Genomic DNA, 20,954 nt, shown 5'->3' with positions numbered 1-20,954 from the left:
CTGGACGCATTCTTTGCCGCGACCGGCGCGCAGATCGACAGCACCGAGGAGCCGCGCGCCTATTACAACATCAAGACCGACCGGATTCACATGCCGCCGATTGGCACGTTTTATCGAGCGGCTGGATATTTTGGTACCTTGGCCCATGAGACAATCCACTGGACAGGCGCGACAAAGCGGCTGGACCGTTTGGGCCGATTTAACGACCGCAAGGCCTATGCGTTCGAGGAGCTGGTCGCGGAAATCGGAAACTGCATGCTGAGCGCTCAGATCGGCGTGGAGCCTGAATTCGAACAGAGCGCGGCCTATGTCGAAGGATGGCTGGAGGCGATGAAAGAAGACAGCCGCGCGATTTTCCGCGCCGCGTCCGAGGCGCAGAAGGCCGTGGACTACATCATGGCCCGCACCGCGCAGGCCGAGCGGGTGGCTGCTGAGTAAAAGCCCGCACCGCCGAAATGATCGAGGCCCCTGTCAGCAGGCGGGGGCTTTTTGCGTTGTGGTGTGATCTTAATCGTGGACGGTTTCAGGGTGACCTGTCGGTGGGTAACCTTAAGGCTACCCACCGACGGGCCCGGCGCTTCGCGCGGACGGGCATGAGATGCCCGAAAGCGGTGATGTGCTCGCGGTGTTAATGACGATCAAAAGCCATCCGCTGCACGGCGAATGAAATACTTATAGGAAGACTGAAGCATTTCTAAATGCCAAAAGGAAAGTCACAGCCCAAGCTACGGTTCGGCTGTTCTCTATCGAACTGGTGAGTGGGTGCACCAACGTCCGCGGATTGAGTTCCATGCCGACCACTGTTTTATGATCTTCAAACTCAGGAATTTTTTGCAAGTCCTTTACAGCACGATTTAAACTGACTCCAACGAGGGCTGAGAGAAACATTGCTAGCCACGACATCCACTCCATTTGGCACTCCTCCTCGCGCGCAAAAACTATTCAGAAATAGCTTGTTGGATCAAATGCTAACCTACCGTTTAGAAGTGTGGAATACTTGACACGCAACTTGCCCAAGACGGTGGTTTCCGCCTGTGACAGAAACGGTTGAGTTTTGACCGACGTACGCCAGACAGCGGACCTTCACCGGAAGGCCGGTCATTGTCGGAAGTGCGGGACAAAGCTGCTGTTCGCGTCACCAATTCGATTGTCTGCTTCGGCAATGACAATGCCAATGATTTCCTCGCCAATATGCAACCGGCTCAAAGAGAAAAGATCATGGCGATGACAAGATCCCATGCACGGCCCTCTATACCTCATTGAGATCCGACTGGATGACGAAAATCCAGGCTGGATCAAAGAGGGGCGGCGCAATGTGCTGCCTTGTTTTCGTGAAATTAAAAATCTGACATCTCTGACAGGGCATTTTCTCGTCCCCCGAACCCTTCGGAACCAATCGCGCGGGTTGTCAGCATGATGTCGCCCTAATAGCGCTGTCGGACTAATTGGAATTGGTCCGACAGCGCCATTCAGCAGGGGTAGCGTGTCCGGTTCGTCATCTTCTTCTAGGTGCTTAAGTAGCTACCTAAGTGTAACAACCGGTCCGAAAATCCGCGACCAGCTATTAGCTTGGCGGGACGACTGCTTTAAATGTGTTGCCATTCTTCTGGGACCCAAGCGTAGGCCCCGTCTTTCTCTTCGACGTGACCGACGCCAGGGAATGGCAAATGGGTGCCCGCAACGGCGATCTTGTCGGCAACCACCATATCCAAGACACGGCGGCGCGTCTCGGCGGCCTGCACGCCATCTGCGTCAAAGGCGATACCGGCATCAGGGTGGCTAAACTGCAGCGACGCCAAAGCTGTGCTGTCTCCCCATATGATCAACTGATCAGAGCCATCCGACACACGGACCCCACTGTGTCCTGGGGTATGCCCTGGCATTGCCAAAGTGGTAAGGCCGCCACCAAGATCGGTATTGTCGCCAAACATTTCAGTCCGCCCAGTGTAGGCCTCGCTGACCGCACGTGCCAAAGCAAAGAAACCTTGCGAAGACTCCGGCGCACCCGATGCAATCATCTCATCTGTCCAGAAGGCATGATCGGCTTCGCTGACATGCAGCGATGCATTCGGGAAGACCGGGCCATTCTCTCCGATCAATCCCCCGATGTGATCTGGGTGCATGTGGGTCAACACAATGCGCGTCACCTCTTCAGGTGCAACGCCAAGCAACTCCAGCGATGTGCGCATCCTGCCAGCCGTTGGTCCAAAGGCACCGCCTGCACCAGCATCAACCAAGGTAATCTCGTCTCCTTGGCGAATGACGTGAGTACTGATTGCCAGCGGAATCGGCTTTGCGGGGTCAAGATAGGCCGCCCGCATTCCCTCTGTGATTTGCTCGCCCCCGAGGTTCGTCACAAGAGTCTTATCGAGTTCGAAATAGCCGTCCAGCAATGTCGTCAAGCGCAGATTGCCTACCATACGATCATAGAAGGTTGGGAGTGGTGCTGTTGCGTGGGCTGCGGCTTGAAGGGGTTGTGGACGTCCGGCGGCGAGAAGGGCGGCCCCACCAGCAGCACCCAAAATCAATCCACGGCGCGAAAGATCGAAAGAAGTCATAAATTATTCCTTGTTTCATAGGCAGAACTTCCATTCCGCGTATTGTATGCTTTTAACTAAATAGGTCTAAATTTCAGATGACCACCCACCGAGAGCATTGACAGACCAGCGGCCCTCGGACGAACAGCGGACATCTTACGGATTTGCGGCACACCATAACTGGGCTCGATCCCGACTTTCGCCGCGCTCTCCACGAACGTCTGCTGCTGGACAAAAACCTATGGTCACAACATTTGGGACAAATACGGTCGTTTTTGCCGGTTTCTCCTGCCCTACGAAAAACCAATCGCTTAGCTATGCCAAAAACCCCCGGCAAAACCTTTGCAGTTCTGGCAGGTTTTTGTCACAGTGAATTATGATTATTGGATATGCCCGCGTCAGCACTGACGGCCAGAACCTCGACGCCCAAACCGACGCGCTGAAAGCGGCGGGATCAGGCAAACTGTTCGCAGACAAGATCAGCGGGTCGAAGCGTGAACGGCCCGAACTGGAGAGGATGCTGGAGCAGCTTCGTAACGGCGACGTTGTCACCGTCACAAAATACGACCGTTTGGCCCGTTCCCTGAAAGACCTTCTGGAGATCGTGGAGGTCATAGGCGAGCGCGGTGCCGGCTTCCGATCACTGGCCGAGGACATCGACACAACAACTCCGGCGGGCCGTCTCGTTTTCCATGTCTTCGCTTCAATCGCCCAATTCGAACGCGAACGTATTTCAGAACGGACCATGGAGGGTCTGGCGTCTGCCCGCAAGCGGGGCCGGATCGGTGGCAGGCCCCCTGCCCTGTCAGCCGCCCAAAAGGACGAGGTGCGGCGCATGAGGGACGAGGAACACCGCGCTATCCCCGAGATAGCGCGGTTGTTCCAGGTTAGCGAGCGAACGGTTCGGCGGGCATGATATTCTGTAAAAAGTCTGGTCGTAAATGACGGAAATCAAGGAAGTCTCCGAACGTTTAAACCGGTTGTCGGAGCAAGAGCTCGCGACCTTTATCTCTCTCATCGAAAAGATGCCTGATGAGGAGGTTGCTGTCTTCACCATCGAAGCTTGCCGTGCTTTAGACTATTGGCTTGTCCATGGCACATTCTCTGATGATTCACGGCAGAAGCTCTCCGAGCAAGATCTAAATATTGTGATGAGGGGTTGGAATCCCCTCATGTCCAGCGTTCTAAAACGCATCGGCAAGTTTCACGGGATTCCCCTACTCGGAAGTACTCATCAAACCATTCGCGCTGCAACCAGTGAACTTCACCGGTTAGGAAGACATATTTTGCTCAGGAAAACTGCCGAACTAGTCGGCAGGGGTCTGGCTTGTGGGAAGAGCACAAGCGAACAGATTTCCATTTGGCTCAACTACGCTGGCGATAGTGACCTTTTCCTAGATCAGATCGAGGACGACCGCTTGCTCGAACTGTCAGAGAGCGTTAAGCAAGGCCCATCATGGCTGGATACAGCATTGGAATCGCACAAAATTCCAAATCTCCAACAAGCGCTAGACGCCATAGTTTTCAGGTACGAAACCACGCGTGGCACTCTAGTTGGATATAAATCGACGCCTGAGATTGACGACCATTACGGTGCAGTCGTTTTGGATCATGTACTGAGTTGTCGTGACAAAAGCGGTTTTCACCCTGAAGCACGGATCAATGGTGTATCAGCAAATGACGTGACACAGGTGGTTCATCTGCTCGTGAGCAGCCGTCTGAAGCACCTTCAGCTCGTTGCTGCAGGCAAGCGCAGATGGCCAGACATAAACTACTGGATGAGTTTGAGTGTATGGAAGCCGAAGGGGGAGGTCGTAGCGCTGCTGTCAGGAGCTTCTGGGATTGATCCAATCATCGTCTCAATCATCGTGGACCTTCTGACCTTGAAGCCAGATTCCGCCCCTGACCTTTCATCTGATGTCGATCCAGTTGTGCCACTCTTCATCAAGATTTCCGATATGTATCTTCTCGAACCGGTAGGAGCGCTGTTCCTGAATCCTTTTGATGTCATTCAACGCATAAATGCAGACCAAAAGACCCGACAGGCTTTAATGGAGCATCGAGAAGGTATGATGTTGGCCAACGTAAATGGTCTGTTTCAAGGTACCCGGTATGATTGCATCGATACACCAGTTCGTCTCAGGCGGGAGGGTAGAGCACTGACGGATATCGATGGCGCTGTTCTGGACCGCACAACGGGAGACTTGGCCCTATTTCAGTTGAAGTGGCAGGATTTCAAAGGCGCGACCACAAGGCAAACAATGAGCCGAGCGAAGAACTTTGTCGGGCAAGTGCAAAAGTGGGCCGAAGATACGGCGGCCTGGATCAGTTCAAATGGAACTGAAGAGCTTTTGAAATCGCTGCGGTTACGAAAGCCACCCGGCATCGAAGCTGTGAGCGTACGCCTGTTTGTAATAGGGCAAATGGGCGCTCGTTTTGGTAGCTATGGCCACAAGGTAGAGGATTCCAGGCTAGCCGCTGCAACGTGGCCACAATTTGTAAGATTACGGTATGAGATAGGCCCAGTATCAAGTGTTTTCAGAAGCTTGCACAGTGCTATTATTGCGGAAAGCACAGGAAAGGTTTCGGTGCACCCAATGCCCTTTGACCTCGAGACCTGTGGTACGGTGGTTCAATTTGAAAACCTTTGGAATGAAAGACGCTCGTGAATATCTTAAACATTACAAACTTTATTGATGGGCCAAGGGCAACGTTTCGACTGTCACAAGTGGCGTACGTGGTTGCAGAGCGGTTAGCCAATGCCTGATATCGAAGAAAGTAAACTGCGCTTCAAACCAAAGGCACGAATTATTCGGACTATTGGTGACCAATTGATCAGTGGCCCTGAAGCTGCAGTGATCGAATTGGTGAAGAATGCTTATGATGCTGACGCAAACTTCGTAGAGATAAGGTTCAGTCCACCACTTCAGCCGGGTCAGGGTCGAATATCCATCTCAGATGACGGTCATGGGATGTCGCTAGATGACATTCGCTTGAAGTGGATGGAACCCGCGACAGCATCAAAAGTGAAGAATCGCCGCTCGCCAACCAAAAATCGAAAGATGATGGGGTCTAAAGGAATTGGGCGGTTTGCGGCTGCAAAGCTTGGCGCAAAAATGGCTCTCACATCGACCGTCCAGACCAAGGAAGGCAATGCCGCAGTCTTAATTCCGGAACTGGATTGGAGTATTTTCAGCGATGATGTGTACCTGTCAGACATCGCAATCGACTATCTCGTTCAGGCTGTTGAAGAACCAACAGGCACAACGATCGAGGTCATCGAGCTTCATGAGGAATGGACGAAGGAAAGGCTGACAAAGTTATACAACGAACTTAGGCGATTGCTTTCACCGTTCTCGGCGTCGCACGAAAATGGTGAAGAATTTTCAGTCTATCTCGATTTGTCCGATTGCGACAGCGGCTCCGCTGGATTCGATCCAGAGGAAATTTTTGCGCAAGCCGGACCTGATCTCTCCGACGGCCCTTACAGTGGCCAAGGCCGCCGCGTTCATCCCTTCCCCCTGTTATCGACCTGCGATTATGAACTCAGCGGGTCGCTCGCAGCAGATGGCTCGTTTGAGGGTTCATTTGTAATTCATCGCGCCGGACGGGGTGCTGAAACGATCACGATCCCGGGTACTGGCATAAAGCGAAGTGAAAGTGCGGGAGATGTCGAAGTTCAACTTTATCTGTTTGATCGAGAAGCAGACGCGCTGAAGAGCAATATGAAGGCAGCAGGAATGGGAGATTTAAGTGCCACTGAGGCGCGCCGGTTGCTCGATAGTATATCGGGGGTCGCAATATACCGCGAAGGTTTCCGGGTAAGACCCTACGGTGATCCAGAGAATGATTGGCTGGCACTTGATTCCCGACGCGTCCAGGACCCGTCCCTGCGGATCGGACACAATCAGATAGCCGGATACCTCAAAATTGGGAGCGAGCAGGACTCGAACCTTTTCGAGAGGAGCAGCCGGGAGGGCCTCGAAGACAACGCAGCATTTCAGAATCTTGCAAGGCTGACGAAGCGGTTGCTCGCGGAGGTTGTTGAACCGAAACGCTTTGACTTCCGAGAGAAGGCTGGGATTTCTAGGCCTCGTTCATCGTCGTTCGATGAGCTGAAAGAGCTTTCCGAACTGAAGCGCATTAGGAAGCTGATCTCTTTGCTGGAGCCTAAACAGCGCGAACAGGCAGAGCGCATCATTGACACAGAGTCGCAACGATTGTCGATGCGAGTTGATGCGATGCGAGAGCGGCAAAGGGTTCTTGAAGCACAATCTTCACTTGGAGCAATACTCGCCGAGGTGCTGCACGAGGGATCGCCAGAAGCAACGTTTGTCCGGAAGAGCGCGGATCGCATGAACGTCATGCTGAAGACATTTCTAACGGGCGATGACAACGGCAAGAGTAAAGCAAGAGAATTCTTTTCCGAGCGAATACCGCAAATGAAAGCATCAGGCGAGAAGCTGTCCGAACTGTTCCGGGTCTTGCGGCCGTTGGCTGGTGGAAAGCGTCGGCAACCGACACTGTTCTACCCGATCAAGACAATCAAAGACGCTTTGGCCATATTTGAAGGCCATCAAGTGGAGGTAGAGATCGAAACGACCGCTAAGGGCATGGAGTTCCTCGGTCATGCAGAAGACCTATCTACTGCTATGGTGAACATCGTAGGCAATGCGGTGCATTGGTTTGAGGCAACGGGTATTGAAGAACCATGTATTCAAATCACACTCTCCCGTTCTGATGATGGAGGACATGTGTTCATCGAAGATAATGGACCAGGAGTCCGTGAAGAGTTTATGGAGCGCATCTTCGAGGTTGGCTTCACTCTGAAGGATGGTGGTACCGGCCTTGGCTTAAACATTGCACGCGAGGCATTGGCAAGATCAGGGGGAAAACTCAAGTTTCATCCAGAACACAAGGATGGAGCATTGTTCGAAATTGAATTTCCGGTAGGACCAAAACATTGAAAAATAAAACTATTCTCGTCGTTGAAGACGAGGGACGCATGATTACGCTGATGCAGGAAGCGCTTGAAGAGTGGAACAATGCCAACGAGGGCAACGGGCGCTATTTTAAGGCGATTCCGGCGAATACTGTCGCGAACGCTCTAGAGGCAATTTACGATTACAGGATCGACTGCGCGATAGTTGACTTGAGATTGCCTACGGGCGACGTAGGAAAGCAGAATTCCCCAGACGTAGGCAACACGCTCGTATCTGACCTAATAATAACAAAGGGTATGCCGGTTGCGATTGTGTCGGGACACCCGGCAGAGGTTGACCCCAAGTTTACTGATATGCCTGTGAGCACATTTGACAAAGCAGATGACGGGTACGAACACGCGCTCAGCTGGTTGGGCGAGCAGTGGTCACTCATGGAGGCACTTAGAAGTGTGCGTGAGGTTCTGGAGCAGTCTGCAGGTGATGTCTTTGCTCGGAGAATCTGGCCGAATTGGTCGCGGATGGAAGACGCCATCGGGCATGACAACAAGAAGTTGGCTACGGCGATTGCGCGGCAGTATGCAAGCCACACCGCCGAGCTGCTCGGCCTCGAAGCGGCAGGCGATTGGCACCCTTATGAAAACTTTGTCATGCCATCATACATAGACGACAGAGCCCATACCGGGGATATTTTTCTACTCGAAGATACCAACTGTATAGTTCTGACGCCGCAGTGCGACATGGCGACTGGCAAAGTTCCTAATGTGTTGCTGGCTGAATGCACCCTTGGTACCGATTTTTGGATGGAAAACGTTGAGGCTTTGCGAGCGGCTACGAGCAACAACAAGCGGAAAGAACCAACCAGATTCTTGCGCACCTTCGTTAATCAAAATCTACCCGCATCAATTCACTTCCTGCCCCCTATTCCAGGTACTGAAGAGCCGGTTTTCGTTCAATTTAGCAAAATTAGAACGATGCCGTTGGATGAGTTGAATCAACAGCTTGATGCGAGAGTCGCTTCAGTTTCGCCTCCATTCCTTGGAAATCTCGTACAGCGCTTCGGTGCGTTCATAAGCCGAACTGGACAACCAAACATCGGTGTTGAGCATTTTTGATTTTGATCGAGATGTACAGAATGCCACCACTTTTGCTGCCTTAACACATTTTAGAACATAACATGAACAAATGCCAGAAATAGGGTTCCCAAAACCGCTGGGGCAGATTATGACATGTTGTCAATAATAGACACAGATCAGGGGCAGGCACATGAACGCGCATCCACGGACAGAATTTGCAGAATTGATGGAGCGGGCCGGTCTCGACATCGACACTGCGGCAAAACTTCTAGACGTAAACGCCCGGACAGTCCGGCGTCATATCAACGGCGAAGGCAAGCGGATCGACCAGCTCCGGCTGGAGAAGCTGCGCCAGACAGCGGATGCGCGTTGCACGGGTGAGCGCCTGGAAGGTTTCCGGTTTATCGACCTCTTTGCCGGTGTTGGCGGCATCCGTATTCCATTCGAGGCCATAGGTGGACGATGTGTATTCACGGCGGAATGGGACCGATTCAGCCGTGAAACCTACAGTGCCAACTTTCCTGAACCAGCCAACAGCGAACATATTTTTGCCGAGGACCTGCGCCCCTATGCGAACGCCCCGGAGACAATCCCAGCCCATGACGTGCTACTGGCCGGTTTTCCCTGTCAGCCGTTCTCTATCGCGGGCGTTAGCAAGAAAAACGCCCTTGGCCGTCCGCACGGCTTTCTCTGCGATACGCAAGGGACACTTTTCTACGATCTGGCCAAGATCATCGACCATCACAAGCCACCAGCATTCCTTCTGGAGAACGTGAAGAACCTTGAGCGGCATGATGGCGGCAAGACCTTCGCAACGATCATCCATGTGCTGGAGAAAGAGCTGGGCTATCGCATATTCCACAAGGTGATCAGCTCGACACCGTGGGTGCCACAAAAGCGCGAGCGCATTTTCATTGTCGGCTTCAAGGATCACAGCATCGAGTTCGATTTCGATCAGCTTGCCGTGCCCGAAGGTGACGGTCCAAAGTTGGGTTCGATCCTCGATAAAAAGGTTGATCCGAAATATACACTCACAGAACACATGTGGAATTACCTTCAGGGTTACAAGGAAAAGCACAGGAAGGCCGGTAACGGCTTCGGATTCTCGCTCTTTGGCCCACGGGACGTGGCCCGCACCCTGTCCGCCCGCTACTACAAGGACGGCTCCGAAATCCTGATCGCACAGAAGGGCGACCGCCCGCGCCGTCTGACACCACGCGAATGCGCCCGCCTGATGGGGTTCGAGAAGCCCCGACAGACCAACTGGAAAATCCCCGTGTCCGACACACAGGGCTATCGCCAGTTCGGAAACGCCGTTGTCGTGCCTGTCGTCCATGCTGTCGCACAACTCATGCAGCCGCGCATCATCGAGGCGATGGAGCTGGACGGGCGGGAAGTTCCCCAGACCGTTCAGGTGCAGCTCCCCCTGCCCGAGCCGGGTATCGCTGCGGAGTAATGCCTGCGGATACTGTTATGCCCGCAACCCGAAGCCGAATGATGGCCGGTATCAAGGGCAAGAACACCAAACCGGAGCTGGCAATCCGATCCGCGCTGCACAAGCGCGGCTTTCGGTTTCGGCTGCATCGCAACGACCTGCCAGGCAAACCAGACCTTGTGTTTACGGGCCGGAATGCCGTGATCTTCGTGCATGGCTGTTTCTGGCATGGCCATGTCTGCCATCTGTTTCGCTGGCCAAAGAGCCGGGAAGAATTCTGGCGCGACAAAATCGGGACGAACATCAAGCGCGACCGGCGGCAGTATCAAACATTGACCGAGACGGGCTGGCGCATCGGAACGGTTTGGGAGTGCGCCCTGAAGGGCAAGACCCGCCTGCCCTTTGATGGCGTTGTCGATCAATGCGCCATATGGTTGAAATCAGATATAAAAATACTGGAGGTGAGCGGGGATGAAGCGCGGACAACTGTCTGACTATTTCGAGGGCGTCGGGGTCAAACGTCTGTCTGCCGTCGATGCCGAACCAAAAACATCCAATCAGCATGAGGTCGGAACCACGAAGAAGATGCGGGACGACTTTCTGGGCGAGAACCACCAGGAGAAGTTCCCAGCGATCTACATCTGGCTGGGCGGCGATCAGGAGGGTTTCACCGAGGAGAGCTGGGCCACGCATTACGACGCGCGCCTCAACAAGCCCCGCGCCGCTGAATGGCGGCTCTACTACCCCTCAAATCCCGTGACAGAGGCCATGAAGGCCGGAGACACCCTTTTCCTCGCCAAGGATCAGGGCGGCGTCCTGTGGTTTATCGTGGCCCCGGAGGGGTCCACCAGCGAGCAACAGCTTTTCTGGTTGTTCGGGTTGCGCCCCGAGGGCAAGTCTTTCGTGTCGCGCGAGTTCTCCGACGCGGAGCCGGAGCTGGACTTTGCGGCGCGCTTTATTCTGGACGAGATCGGCGTCGAGTTTGAGGAACCCGAAGCCGACAAACTGGACAGCATCATCGAGAAATTCGGCACGACCTTCCCGAAAACGGCCGAGTTTTCCGATCTGGCCCGCCTCACCCTGCCCGAGGTCCGCGCCGAGGATGACCCGGACGCAGCACTTATCGCATGGCTTGACCATGAAGAAGCCCTGTTCCGGCGGCTGGAGCGCAAGGTCGTATCGTCGCGGATCGAGGCGGGGTTTGTTGATGACACCGGCACGGACGTTGACGGCTTCATCAGCTTTTCCCTGAGTGTGCAGAACCGGCGCAAATCCCGCATGGGGCATTCGCTGGAGAACCATCTGGCCGCTGTTCTGAGGGCGCATGACATACGGCATGTCCGGGGCGCGATGACCGAACACAAGCACAAGCCCGACTTCCTGTTTCCCGATCTGGAGACTTACCAGGCAGCACCAGCCGAGGGTGACGCGCGGCTGACGATGCTGGGGGCCAAATCCACATGCAAGGACCGCTGGCGACAGGTTCTGGCCGAGGCCGAGAAGATCAGCCGCAAACATCTACTGACACTGGAGCCGGGGATTTCAGAGCCGCAGACCGATCAGATGGAGGCGTCCAGCCTTCAGCTCGTAGTCCCCTCCCCTGTTCACGGCAGCTACACCGCCGCGCAGCGCGGCTGGCTTTGGTCTGTTGGGGATTTCATTGGCGAGGTTCGGGCGCGACAGGGATAATCGGGAGACAATCATGCGGCCCCTGAACTAGATAGGGCGTTTCAACTCTCAAATGTGTGTTTGAGTAATTGAGTGCCATCATGTGATTGCTCAGTGTATGACAATCCACCTTGAGGAGAACCCGTATGACGGAAAAAAACACGCAGCCACCTACCGACCATGACGCAGTGAAAGCACCGCACGACGCTCTGGTCGAGGGCGAGCAATCAGGAGAACCGCAGCCCTTCGATTTCGACCGGTTCAAGACCCGCAAGCGCGCAGAACTTGACAACTCCGGTAGATAGATCACGCTTGCCTCAACTCAAACACTCAGTTACTCTTTTGAGTAAAAACACAAATGAGGCAAAGTATGAGCATTATTTCTGTCCTAAATCCCAAAGGTGGTAGCGGAAAAACTACCATCAGCACAAATCTCGCCAGATCACTGCATGAGCTGGGACACTCGGTCCTGATGGTGGACAGCGATCCACAAGGCAGCGCCCGTGACTGGCACGCCGCCAGCGAAGACAATCCCATTGAACTGGTCGCGCTGGACCGTCCCAACAACGTCAAGACGCTGGCCAGCATGGCCGCAAACTACGATTACGTGGTGATCGACGGCGCGGCAAAGTTGGAAGACATGATCGCGGCCTGCATAAAGGTCAGCGATTTTGTTCTGATTCCCGTGCAGCCTTCGCCGTATGACATCTGGGCTGCGTCGGACCTGGTGGATTTCATCAAGGCTCGGCAAGAAGTGACTGACGGATCGCCGCGTGCAGGGTTTGTGGTTTCCCGTGTCGTGGAGGGAACCCGGCTTGGCAGCGATGTGCGGACGGCCTTGGATGACTACGCCTTGCCAGTCTGCGAAACGACTATCACACAACGGCAGGTGTATCCCCAGACCGCATCCGAGGGGCTGACCGTGTTCGATGCTGACAACGCCAAAGCAAGGGCGGAGACTACGGCGTTGAGCAACGAGATATTGGCGATGCTGGCACCGGCGAAAAGAGAGGTGGCGTAATGGCATTGTCTGCAAAACGTCCGAGTCGTGGCGATGATGCCCGCAAGCGCATCCTGCACGAAATCACAGAAACGACTGAGAAGAAGAAACGCTTGAACGCCGAAATTGAAGAAACACTCTATCGAAAAATCAAAATGCGCGCGGTCGAGGAGGGTCGTTCAATCTCCGATATTACCCGTGATCTATGGTCTGAGTATTTGAGCGAATGAGTGTTTGAGTAAATACTCTACCAGCCGTTGCGCCCGCGTTTCTTGAACCAGCTCTTACAAAACCCGAGAAACGCGGCGTCGGGGTTCTTAGGTGGCTCTTTTTGTTTGGCTGCGTAGGTCCGCCATTCTCCAGCCAGAACCCTTATATCCCATGTCGGGGCCAGCTCCCTTGCGCGTTCCAAGGTGTCTGGCGAGAGGGGCAGGACATAGCCGCCTGTCAGGCCGTCCTGTTCTGGCTTTGCTGTGTAGTTTTCCAGAAACTCCGGTTTGGGCGTTACCGTGAGAATGTCCGCGTCCAGTCGGAAAGCATAATCCGGCATGTGGTTGTGTTCTTCGTCTGCCTTGCAGATCGCCCGAACAAGTCTGCGAAATTCCTTATCCGAGGACGTAGAGCCAGTTCGGGCCTTCAGCTTGTCCAAGCCGCATTTCCACTCCGGCTGCGTACCGCATTGCTTGCGTGCCAACTCATACAAACGGCGCTCCAGAGGCTTGCGAAGCTGAAAATAACGGCGATTGAGTGTCAGCACATCGTCACCGGCAATGGCATTGAAAACCCAATCGGAAAGGGTGACCTCAAGATCGAGCATGCGACCGTCGCGGGTTTCCCGAACGATCCGGTAGCGGTCAATCAGGCTAAAGCCGTCGATCTGTTCCACACCGCCCGTTGTAATGTTGGTTTCGATCTGGGTGCCCTGAAGGCGCTCTAGGGCTGCTTTCAATCCCGTGTAGCCAGTCCCGGCGGTAGGGCGGTTGGTTGCTACAAGAAGATCATACGCCTTGAATCGAAGGGTTCTGTGAACCTGCTGGCCGTCATTCAGAGCGGCCATCACTTGAGAAATGCAGTAGATCAAGACGTCGCGGTCATGGACGGTGGCAAGGCCAATCATGTTGGGTCTGATCTCGACGTAGCTTTTTCGATCAGCAGCCACATAGCGGCGCTTTTTGGTGTCTGGCTTGGTCGAGAGGGTGAAGATCGGATGCGCCATTGAAGCCATGTCACCTTTGGGTGCGGCGTCAAAGATATCGCACACAAAGAAATCCCCTTGAGCATGTCGCAAGGGGAGGAGAGGCGTTCTATCCTGTTTCGTAATATCACCCACCATGGCCACACTATTCGTAATTTCACACACCGACGCAAGACACTTCGTAACTTCACCCACCGACAGGCTTTCGTAAGATCACACACCATCTTTCGTAAGATCACACACCCCTTATCGTAATATCACCCACCGAAGCCCCGAAATCAGGCCAATTCCGTAAGTTATTTCAAAGCGATAGGGGAAGTGATGATTCGCGTAACACAGAATCTAACACATATATAACACCCAGATTACGGTTCAGGCCTGTCACAGTCGAAGCCCCAGCGAATTTACGGATGGTAGGATACACAGGCATTAATGCCTGTTGTTGTCGTTTGCCAAACACCACCAAGGACAGCGCAGCCAGAAGGGGAAGATGCTATGAACCGAGGAAGCAGCATCGACATCGCCAAAGCTAGAACAATAGCGCCCAGACCAAACGAGGGCAGGCGCGATTTCAAACGATCCACTTTCTGTTCCCGATCCCAGAGATCGCGCAGAGCGGCGGATTTATCATCTTCAGCTTTCTTGAGAACTTCCTGCGTTTTGTTCGAAACCTTGAGCAGGTCAGTTGCCATGCGGGCCATACGCCCGAGGTTTTCGTCTATCTCGCCATCGATGACTTCGCCTACAAGCTGACCGAACGCTTTCGGGTCCGTCTGATCCCGTGCGGCAAAGGCAGCAATCCGTGCCTCTGTCGAAACCTTGATCTGCTTGTCGGCCACTGTGGTCAGATCGTCGATCCTGTTGGACATGCTGGCAATGGCCGTCGCCATGAGATCAAGGGTTTCACGCAATTCGTCATCCGAGAGGGCAGGGAGGCCCCGTTGGGCAGGGTCTGTCTGGTCAGTCATGGCGGGTCATCCTTTGGATCACTGGTCCTGCGGGACAAACAGCCCCTTGAACTCGGGGTCGGCGTAGTAGCGCAGTTTTTGGGCGAGGGCAGAGGGTTGGCCTTGGACCCGCAGGAGCTGGAGTTCAGGCGGCATCTGCATGATTTCATCGGGGGTCAGCAAATCACGGCCAGTGAGGTTGTTCGAGAAGCTGGGGCCGTCGCCGGGTTTGAAGCTGTCGGTTTGGAACCCGGTGGTTTCCTGACCGATCATCTGGCTCAGCCATTTGGCGGTTTCAAAGTCATTAACGCCAAAGACCTGTTGCACCCCGGCATTGGCAATGAAGGTGTTTGCCCGGTCGCCGTAGAGGTCCCTGAGCTGACTCATATCCTGCAGGATGGGCCAAAGCTGGAGACCATACCCTGCCATCAGCCCCATGGCGCGCTCCACAGCCTCCAAACGGCCCAGGGCGGCAAATTCATCCAGCAGGAAGAGGGCAGGGGCCCTGAGCCGCTGAGAGGCCCCCTGAGCGCCCACAGAAGCTTCTGCGTCCCGTGCGATGTCCTGAAGGGCCTGAGAGACCAGAAGGCGCAGCCAGCGGCTGTAGGCGTCCATGCGGTTGGGTGGCAGCACCAGAAACACGGACGTGATCCGATGGCGCAGGTCCGAGAAGGCAAAGTCTGACCGCGCTATACATTTGGCAATGCGTGGGCTGTCTAGGAAATGGGTGTGGCGTTGCGCGTTTGAGAGGACCGAGGCGGCTTCGCGATCCGCCTTGCCTAGGAAGCGGTTGGCAGCGCGGGCAATCAGCCCGCCCACCGCATCGCTGTCCTGCATCAGCTCCAGAAGTGCGCGCAGCTTTTCCGGGGGCAGGGTGAGATACTCCCGGACGGTTGCGAGGGTGCGCCGGTCGCGGTCCTCGTGGCAGACGCAGAACATGATCAGACCGCCAAGGATGGCCTTGGCTTCCTCGTTCCAATGCGCTTCCGTCACCTGTCCCGGCGGGTCCATCACCAGCGCCTCTGTCAGGGAGGCGGCATCTTCGCCCAGATCGAGGCTGTCCGGTGTCAGCCGGTCGAGCGGGTTGTAGGCGGCTGACGGCATACCGCTGACCTCAAACGGATCGAGGACATGGACCGTTCCAAACCGCCGCCGGGCTTCCCCGGCGATCCGAGCATTCTCGCCTTTGGGGTCGATGACCAGGACCGAGCGTTCCGCCGCCAGCAGGTTCGGGATCACGGTGCCGACGCCTTTCCCCGCCCGTGTCGGGGCGAGGGTGATCAGATGGGCGGGACCGTCATAGCGCAGGAGCCGCCCGGTGTGCGGATTGCGTCCGATCAGAAGACCGTCCTTGCCCTGAAGTTTTTTCAGCTCCTTGCGGCTGGCAAAGCGGGCCGACCCATGACTGTCCCTAGTCAGCCCAAAGTAGGCATCGGCCCCGGAGACCATGCGCCAGTATCGGAACCCGAAGACGCCACCGATGAAAATGAACGGGCCGAAGACCAACCATTGCCATGCGCTTTCGCCCGGCTGTTGATCGTAGAAGGCAAAGATAAACGGCGTGGCCACAAGCGACCCGAGCATCGCACCGAACAGGACGGCTCCGATCATCCACCCCAACAGAATGGGCGTGAAGATCAGCCGACCGAGAAACCGGAACAGAGCGTCAGAGATGCGGATCAATCTCCGCATCAGGACGCGCCGCCATCATCAGCGGGATCGCTCGCAATGGGGGCGGGGGAGGGGGTCTTGTTGTTGGGAGCCGTCCAGTCCGCAAAGGCTTTGCGATCCTGTTCACGGGCGAGGTTGCGCACGAGCCGATCCAACATCGCGGCAGCACTGGAATCTCGTTCCGCCAGATCAAGCAGCGCACCCCCGAGGATCACCTTGCGCCGGGTGTCGAGTTTGCGCTGTCTGGTGGCCTCCCGGTTGCGCAACCCCTGAAGGCGGGCTTTGGCCTGGGCATAGCGCTTCTCGGCCCGTTCGAGTTCTGTTTCTGCCATATCGCGGGTTTCCACTTTTGGAGTTGTGGGTGGAAAAATTTGACTTACAACCTCAGAGGGTAGAGATTACCCGTAGGCCTGTAAAGGACAAGGGCGCACTTATGCAAACTCTACACCTGTGGTTCCGAGCTTTGCGTGCGATCTCTCTGGGGCAAAGCCCCGGCCGATGGCCATCCCCTTCGCTGCGTGCCGCCGCGACATGGAAGGACGCGCCGCCCCTTCCAAACCATCCCAGCCCAACCTTGGCGGTTGGATCGCCTCCCGCAAGGTCACGCCAGCGTCTCGCCCGATGCCCCACGGTGGGGGCCGGTCTGACGCGGGCGTCTCCCTTGCGGGAGGTTCGTGTCGTCAGACCTTACGGTGCCGACACGAACCGGGTTTGCCCCCGGCAAACCGCCAGTGATCTGTCCCCATATCCCGCCCCCCATGAGGCTGGGAGTCTGGGGGCAGATCACTGGCAAGCCTGCACGTCGGAGAGCCGTTGGCTCGCCTCAAGCGGGCTGTCTTTTCCCCTCAGACCGCGCCGGTTCCGGGCGCACTCTTGCGGAGAAAAGACGGCTGATCCGATTGCCAATGTTGGGGCCTCGGCACGGATCATCTCCGGCGCGTGGGCGCGTTTGCATCACAGGCGAGGGGAGGGCGCATGGCCAGCTACCACCTCTCCGTGAAGACGATAAAACGCAGCGCCGGGCGCTCTGCCACGGCGGCGGCGGCCTACCGCGTCGGTGAGCGCATCGAGTGCCAGCGCGAAGGCCGCGTCCATGATTACACCCGCAAGCAGGGTATCGAGGAGACCTTCATCCTGACCCCGAAGGATGCCCCGGATTGGGCGCAGGATCGGTCCCGCCTCTGGAATGAGGCCGAGGCCAGCGAGACCCGTCGCAACTCCGTCACCGCTCGCGAATGGGAGCTGGCCCTGCCCTCCGAAATCAGCGCCGAGGACCGCTCGCAGATCACCCGCGACTTCGCCCAGGAGCTGGTCAGCCGCTACGGCGTGGCCGTCGATGTGGCGATCCATGCGCCCCACCGCGAGGGCGATCAGCGCAACCACCATGCCCACGTCCTGACCTCCACCCGCAAGCTGGAAGCCGGGGGCTTCACCAGCAAAACCCGCGTGCTCGACTCCGCTAAGACCGGCGGCGTCGAGATCGAGCAGATGCGCGGCCTCTGGGCCGAGTTGCAGAACCGCGCGCTGGAGCGTGTCGGGGAGGTCGAGCGTGTCGATCACCGGTCGCTTGAGAAACAGCGCGAGACGGCGCTGGATCGTGGCGACAAGCTGATGGCAGAGGAGCTGGACCGCGACCCCGAGCTGAAGCTGGGGCCAGCGGCCAATTCCATGGAGCGGCGGGCGAAGGCGCTGGCCGAGCGACAGGGCCGGGAATACGTCCCCGTCACCGAGCGCGGGGCCGTGGTCCATGCCGCCCGTCAGGCGCGCGCCGCCTTCCGCGAAATGCGTGAGCGGCTGGATATCGCGCGAGAGACCTACGGCATTGAGCGCGAGGCGGGGCAGGGCCGTGTTTCCGCCGGTCTGGCGGCACTCCGGGCCGCGACGTCGAAAGAACGCGACGGGCGCACGTCGGACGATATCCGTGAGCGGTTGTCGCAGGTCGTGGGCCGGTCACGGGACCAGGACGACACGCCAAAGCCGGAAGGTCGCAATTATGCGCGGGAGCGGCTGAAAGAAATCATGGAGAAGGACGCCGGGCGCGATGGTCAGGCGGCGGTTCACAAGCTGGATGGTCACAGCGAGTATGATCTGGGCGAGGACGCCGGGCGCGCGGCGAGCAAGCCGTCCGTCAACGAGCGGCTGAAGGACGTGCTGAACAAGCCGTCCGTCAACGAGCGGCTGAAGGACGTGCTGAACAAGCCGCGTGAAAAGCTGGAGATCGAGGACGAGCGCGAACAGAAGAATGATCAGGAGGTCGAAAAAGATCGTGACATCGACCGGGGGCCGACACACGGACGTTAATTCGAGACAAGGCTGTGGGCTGCCTTCGCACCATCCCTTAAAGGGATGTTTGCCTGAGAAAACCCTACGCTGATCAGGAACGAGATCACACCTGTCGCCGTCTTGAATTCCCGCACCTTGAGGTCATTCTGCGAGGATCGGTTTCTGGCGGTTACGAGCAATCTCTCATGGCCGTCAGGGCTGATCGTTCTCATGGTCCAAAGGCCATACCAACTTGGCCCCTTTCGCTCAGGTTCAGCTTCGCAAAGCACTTCGACGGTGTGACCGTTCTCAGCCAGTTCCCGAAGACCCTGTTCGGTGGTCACGTTTGGTTCGAAGTTTGCTTTTGTGGTCATTTCATATTCCGGATAGTAAAGGGATATGATCTTGTGGACCAATGTATCTTCGACAGCAATGGTATATTATTGCGCGCGATCCTGATAGGCGCTGTTTGATCAGGTAGCTGGTGGATCGTATTCGGTTGGCCGAGTGATGGTTTTGCCCGCCAGAATGACCTGAGGTGGCAGAAGAGAGCGCCGTACGCGGCCTACTGTCACCTCGAACAAGGCAACCGAGTTGCGCCCCTTGCGCTTTGGTGGCGCTACAAGATCAATCTGTTTACCCGCGGCTTCTGATTTTGTAAGGTTCACAGCTTCGTTCAGGTCTGTATCCGCAGAAATGACCAAAGCGCGATCAAACCGGTCTTGTAGCCCATCGGCCATGAGGTGAACGCCGATATTCACGTCGGTTTCTTTTTCTTCGTGGGCTTTGTAGCGCACGCCGCAGGTCTTGCACTGCATGGGTTTCTCTTTGAAGCGGCCCTCAATGAACTGGACGCCTTGGGCTTGCAATGCGGCCACGTATCTTTGGTGGCGGCGATAGCTGGCGGGCATCCACGTTGCATAAGCTGAGAAATATTTAACGGCAGTGACTGCCTCATTGTTGCGGATCAGTGTTTCAGACAGCGCCCAGAGATCGAGCCATTTCAGATGGCTTTCACCTAGATCGTCGAGAGCGTGGTAGAGATTGAAGCCGTCAATGTAGACCGAAACACGCTGTGCAGTCATGCGTTCACCAAACCGAGAAATGAAAAAGCCGCCCTTGCGAGCGGCTTATCCGATGGCGCGAACCCCACCGGTTAGATGTCTCCTATTTAACACTGAAAAGTGTTTACGCAAGCTTAATATACGGTTGGGCACCAACTAGGAGCACAAGAGTTGTTTGCTCGCTTCTTCACTAAAATCGGGTGAAAGGCCTGCGCATCCACTTGCTTTCTGGGATGGGCCCCAACGATCTACCTTCCTTCTAGCTTTGTGATCCCGGCAGCATGCCGGTCTCGCTTTGAGCGAAAGACAGGGCAGGGGATCGACGGGCTGACGCCCGCTCGCCCCAACCCTGACAGTTTCCATATCCTGTTGATCCGCCTGCCATCCCGGCAGGTCCGAGAAAACCGGCAAGCGCCGCCTATGGCGTCGGTTCCGGTCGAGAATTCCGGTTCCTCCCACGCGCAGGCGCGCGGTTCCCTCCCAAATTCACGCCCTCCACCCGGTTGTCACGGCCCCGCCAGGCCGCAGGACGGGCTTTGCCCTTACCTGCTCTGCCCTTCGGAATGCATGGGCATTCCAAAGATCAGAACAGGAAGGCCCGCCCATTGGCGGAAAGGGAAACAGACCCGGCCCGCTTCACTCGAAGGAGGGTCACAAATGACCGCAGAGAAGTTTGATGTTTATTCCCATGTCACAAATCAGATCATTGCGCAGATCGAGGCGGGAACGCCGCCCTGGCGCAAACCGTGGACCGGCGGCGGGGTGTCGGTCAGCTTGCCGGTACGGTTCAACGGTGAAGCCTATCGGGGTATCAATATCCTGATGCTTTGGGCGACAGCGATGGCCAAGGATTACAGCTCAGCCCGCTGGATGACGTTCAATCAGGCCAAGCAACTGGGGGGGCATGTCCGAAAGGGCGAGAAATCCGCAACCGTGGTGAAATACGGCACCGTCGAGCGAGAGGACGAGAACGGCGAGGAACGCCAGATCCCCTATGCCAAAGCCTACCGCGTGTTCAACGCCGACCAGATCGAGGGTTTGCCCGCTGAATTCTACATCCTGCCTGATCCGCCCCGTGATCTTGGCACCGTGGCCGACCCCGATCTGGACGCATTCTTTGCCGCGACCGGCGCGCAGATCGACAGCACCGAGGAGCCGC

Annotated in this window: 21 protein-coding genes; 13 read left to right on the top strand and 8 right to left on the bottom strand. The window is 56.2% G+C overall.

Annotated elements, in window-relative coordinates; genetic code table 11:
- The coding region (locus tag AADJ11_RS20245; protein ID WP_341236218.1) for a zincin-like metallopeptidase domain-containing protein at nucleotides 1-438 on the top strand (438 nt) is incomplete at its 5' end.
- Between the two features lie 234 nt (nucleotides 439-672).
- On the opposite strand, the gene AADJ11_RS20240 is transcribed toward AADJ11_RS20245, so the two are convergent.
- Nucleotides 673-912, bottom strand: coding sequence for a hypothetical protein (locus AADJ11_RS20240; RefSeq protein ID WP_341236217.1), 240 nt, complete (start codon nucleotides 910-912; stop codon nucleotides 673-675).
- A 674-nt stretch (nucleotides 913-1,586) separates the two neighbouring features.
- A complete protein-coding gene (locus tag AADJ11_RS20235) occupies nucleotides 1,587-2,558 on the bottom strand; it encodes an MBL fold metallo-hydrolase (protein WP_341236216.1) in 972 nt (323 codons plus the stop codon).
- A 355-nt stretch (nucleotides 2,559-2,913) separates the two neighbouring features.
- On the opposite strand from AADJ11_RS20235, the gene AADJ11_RS20230 reads away from it, so the two are divergent.
- From AADJ11_RS20230 to AADJ11_RS20185, 10 genes are all read left to right on the top strand, one after another.
- Entirely contained in the window at nucleotides 2,914-3,453 is a 540-nt protein-coding gene (locus AADJ11_RS20230; RefSeq protein ID WP_341236215.1) for a recombinase family protein, read from the top strand.
- A gap of 25 nt (nucleotides 3,454-3,478) precedes the next feature.
- A complete protein-coding gene (locus AADJ11_RS20225; RefSeq protein WP_341236214.1) occupies nucleotides 3,479-5,206 on the top strand; it encodes a hypothetical protein in 1,728 nt (575 codons plus the stop codon).
- A gap of 90 nt (nucleotides 5,207-5,296) precedes the next feature.
- Nucleotides 5,297-7,504 (top strand): sensor histidine kinase, encoded by a 2,208-nt coding sequence (locus AADJ11_RS20220; RefSeq protein ID WP_341236213.1) that lies wholly within the window; start codon nucleotides 5,297-5,299, stop codon nucleotides 7,502-7,504.
- Nucleotides 7,501-8,592 (top strand): hypothetical protein, encoded by a 1,092-nt coding sequence (locus AADJ11_RS20215; RefSeq protein ID WP_341236212.1) that lies wholly within the window; start codon nucleotides 7,501-7,503, stop codon nucleotides 8,590-8,592. The genes AADJ11_RS20220 and AADJ11_RS20215 overlap by 4 nt, the downstream gene beginning before the upstream one ends.
- Before the next feature lie 151 nt (nucleotides 8,593-8,743).
- Complete coding sequence (gene dcm, locus AADJ11_RS20210; protein ID WP_341236211.1) at nucleotides 8,744-10,009, top strand: DNA (cytosine-5-)-methyltransferase; 1,266 nt, start codon at nucleotides 8,744-8,746, stop codon at nucleotides 10,007-10,009.
- Nucleotides 10,009-10,482 carry a very short patch repair endonuclease gene (locus AADJ11_RS20205; protein WP_341236210.1) on the top strand — a complete coding sequence of 158 codons (474 nt, stop codon included), beginning with the start codon at nucleotides 10,009-10,011 and terminating at the stop codon, nucleotides 10,480-10,482. The genes dcm and AADJ11_RS20205 overlap by 1 nt, the downstream gene beginning before the upstream one ends.
- Nucleotides 10,460-11,677: a type II restriction endonuclease gene (locus AADJ11_RS20200; protein WP_341236209.1), complete on the top strand. Its 1,218-nt coding sequence runs from the start codon at nucleotides 10,460-10,462 to the stop codon at nucleotides 11,675-11,677. The genes AADJ11_RS20205 and AADJ11_RS20200 overlap by 23 nt, the downstream gene beginning before the upstream one ends.
- A 125-nt stretch (nucleotides 11,678-11,802) precedes the next feature.
- Nucleotides 11,803-11,961, top strand: coding sequence for a type II toxin-antitoxin system ParD family antitoxin (locus AADJ11_RS20195; RefSeq protein ID WP_341236208.1), 159 nt, complete (start codon nucleotides 11,803-11,805; stop codon nucleotides 11,959-11,961).
- Nucleotides 11,962-12,026: 65 nt separating this feature from the next.
- A complete protein-coding gene (gene parA / locus AADJ11_RS20190; protein WP_341236207.1) occupies nucleotides 12,027-12,677 on the top strand; it encodes a ParA family partition ATPase in 651 nt (216 codons plus the stop codon).
- Entirely contained in the window at nucleotides 12,677-12,886 is a 210-nt protein-coding gene (locus AADJ11_RS20185) for a plasmid partition protein ParG (RefSeq protein WP_299832542.1), read from the top strand. The genes parA and AADJ11_RS20185 overlap by 1 nt, the downstream gene beginning before the upstream one ends.
- Nucleotides 12,887-12,903: 17 nt before the next feature.
- Here AADJ11_RS20185 and AADJ11_RS20180 read toward each other — a convergent pair whose 3' ends face one another.
- The 4 genes from AADJ11_RS20180 to AADJ11_RS20165 form a co-directional block, all read right to left on the bottom strand.
- On the bottom strand, nucleotides 12,904-13,989 hold the full coding sequence (locus AADJ11_RS20180; RefSeq protein ID WP_341236206.1) for a replication initiator protein A: 1,086 nt from the start codon (nucleotides 13,987-13,989) through the stop codon (nucleotides 12,904-12,906).
- Nucleotides 13,990-14,255: 266 nt separating this feature from the next.
- Nucleotides 14,256-14,819, bottom strand: a complete 564-nt coding sequence (locus AADJ11_RS20175; RefSeq protein WP_341236205.1) for a hypothetical protein — start codon at nucleotides 14,817-14,819, stop codon at nucleotides 14,256-14,258.
- 18 nt (nucleotides 14,820-14,837) lie between these two features.
- Nucleotides 14,838-16,490: a type IV secretory system conjugative DNA transfer family protein gene (locus tag AADJ11_RS20170; protein ID WP_341236204.1), complete on the bottom strand. Its 1,653-nt coding sequence runs from the start codon at nucleotides 16,488-16,490 to the stop codon at nucleotides 14,838-14,840.
- Nucleotides 16,490-16,801 carry a mobilization protein gene (locus tag AADJ11_RS20165; RefSeq protein ID WP_341236203.1) on the bottom strand — a complete coding sequence of 104 codons (312 nt, stop codon included), beginning with the start codon at nucleotides 16,799-16,801 and terminating at the stop codon, nucleotides 16,490-16,492. Before AADJ11_RS20165 ends, AADJ11_RS20170 begins: the two co-directional genes overlap by 1 nt.
- Nucleotides 16,802-17,444: 643 nt before the next feature.
- Here AADJ11_RS20165 and mobQ point away from each other — a divergent pair.
- Nucleotides 17,445-18,770: a MobQ family relaxase gene (mobQ, locus tag AADJ11_RS20160; protein WP_341236202.1), complete on the top strand. Its 1,326-nt coding sequence runs from the start codon at nucleotides 17,445-17,447 to the stop codon at nucleotides 18,768-18,770.
- Here the strand turns inward: mobQ and AADJ11_RS20155 are convergent.
- Both AADJ11_RS20155 and AADJ11_RS20150 read right to left on the bottom strand, forming a co-directional pair.
- Nucleotides 18,767-19,105 (bottom strand): hypothetical protein, encoded by a 339-nt coding sequence (locus tag AADJ11_RS20155; RefSeq protein WP_341236201.1) that lies wholly within the window; start codon nucleotides 19,103-19,105, stop codon nucleotides 18,767-18,769. The genes mobQ and AADJ11_RS20155 overlap by 4 nt on opposite strands.
- A 99-nt stretch (nucleotides 19,106-19,204) precedes the next feature.
- Complete coding sequence (locus AADJ11_RS20150) at nucleotides 19,205-19,816, bottom strand: NYN domain-containing protein (RefSeq protein ID WP_341236200.1); 612 nt, start codon at nucleotides 19,814-19,816, stop codon at nucleotides 19,205-19,207.
- A 636-nt stretch (nucleotides 19,817-20,452) separates the two neighbouring features.
- Between AADJ11_RS20150 and AADJ11_RS20145 the strand changes: the two genes are divergently transcribed.
- The coding region (locus AADJ11_RS20145) for an ArdC-like ssDNA-binding domain-containing protein (RefSeq protein WP_341236199.1) at nucleotides 20,453-20,954 on the top strand (502 nt) is incomplete at its 3' end.

Source organism: uncultured Sulfitobacter sp. (assembly GCF_964021855.1).
Classification (GTDB): domain Bacteria; phylum Pseudomonadota; class Alphaproteobacteria; order Rhodobacterales; family Rhodobacteraceae; genus Sulfitobacter.
This window is presented reverse-complemented; position numbering and strand designations above follow the sequence as displayed.

Excerpts from the sequence above, each read along its gene's own strand:
- AADJ11_RS20240 (WP_341236217.1), bottom strand. The coding sequence starts at position 912 with ATGGAGTGGATGTCGTGGCTAGCAATGTTTCTCTCAGCCCTCGTTGGA.
- AADJ11_RS20235 (WP_341236216.1), bottom strand. The coding sequence starts at position 2,558 with ATGACTTCTTTCGATCTTTCGCGCCGTGGATTGATTTTGGGTGCTGCT.
- AADJ11_RS20230 (WP_341236215.1), top strand. The coding sequence starts at position 2,914 with ATGATTATTGGATATGCCCGCGTCAGCACTGACGGCCAGAACCTCGAC.
- AADJ11_RS20225 (WP_341236214.1), top strand. The coding sequence starts at position 3,479 with ATGACGGAAATCAAGGAAGTCTCCGAACGTTTAAACCGGTTGTCGGAG.
- AADJ11_RS20220 (WP_341236213.1), top strand. The coding sequence starts at position 5,297 with ATGCCTGATATCGAAGAAAGTAAACTGCGCTTCAAACCAAAGGCACGA.
- dcm (WP_341236211.1), top strand. The coding sequence starts at position 8,744 with ATGAACGCGCATCCACGGACAGAATTTGCAGAATTGATGGAGCGGGCC.
- AADJ11_RS20205 (WP_341236210.1), top strand. The coding sequence starts at position 10,009 with ATGCCTGCGGATACTGTTATGCCCGCAACCCGAAGCCGAATGATGGCC.
- AADJ11_RS20200 (WP_341236209.1), top strand. The coding sequence starts at position 10,460 with ATGAAGCGCGGACAACTGTCTGACTATTTCGAGGGCGTCGGGGTCAAA.
- AADJ11_RS20195 (WP_341236208.1), top strand. The coding sequence starts at position 11,803 with ATGACGGAAAAAAACACGCAGCCACCTACCGACCATGACGCAGTGAAA.
- parA (WP_341236207.1), top strand. The coding sequence starts at position 12,027 with ATGAGCATTATTTCTGTCCTAAATCCCAAAGGTGGTAGCGGAAAAACT.
- AADJ11_RS20185 (WP_299832542.1), top strand. The coding sequence starts at position 12,677 with ATGGCATTGTCTGCAAAACGTCCGAGTCGTGGCGATGATGCCCGCAAG.
- AADJ11_RS20180 (WP_341236206.1), bottom strand. The coding sequence starts at position 13,989 with ATGGTGGGTGATATTACGAAACAGGATAGAACGCCTCTCCTCCCCTTG.
- AADJ11_RS20175 (WP_341236205.1), bottom strand. The coding sequence starts at position 14,819 with ATGACTGACCAGACAGACCCTGCCCAACGGGGCCTCCCTGCCCTCTCG.
- AADJ11_RS20170 (WP_341236204.1), bottom strand. The coding sequence starts at position 16,490 with ATGCGGAGATTGATCCGCATCTCTGACGCTCTGTTCCGGTTTCTCGGT.
- AADJ11_RS20165 (WP_341236203.1), bottom strand. The coding sequence starts at position 16,801 with ATGGCAGAAACAGAACTCGAACGGGCCGAGAAGCGCTATGCCCAGGCC.
- mobQ (WP_341236202.1), top strand. The coding sequence starts at position 17,445 with ATGGCCAGCTACCACCTCTCCGTGAAGACGATAAAACGCAGCGCCGGG.
- AADJ11_RS20155 (WP_341236201.1), bottom strand. The coding sequence starts at position 19,105 with ATGACCACAAAAGCAAACTTCGAACCAAACGTGACCACCGAACAGGGT.
- AADJ11_RS20150 (WP_341236200.1), bottom strand. The coding sequence starts at position 19,816 with ATGACTGCACAGCGTGTTTCGGTCTACATTGACGGCTTCAATCTCTAC.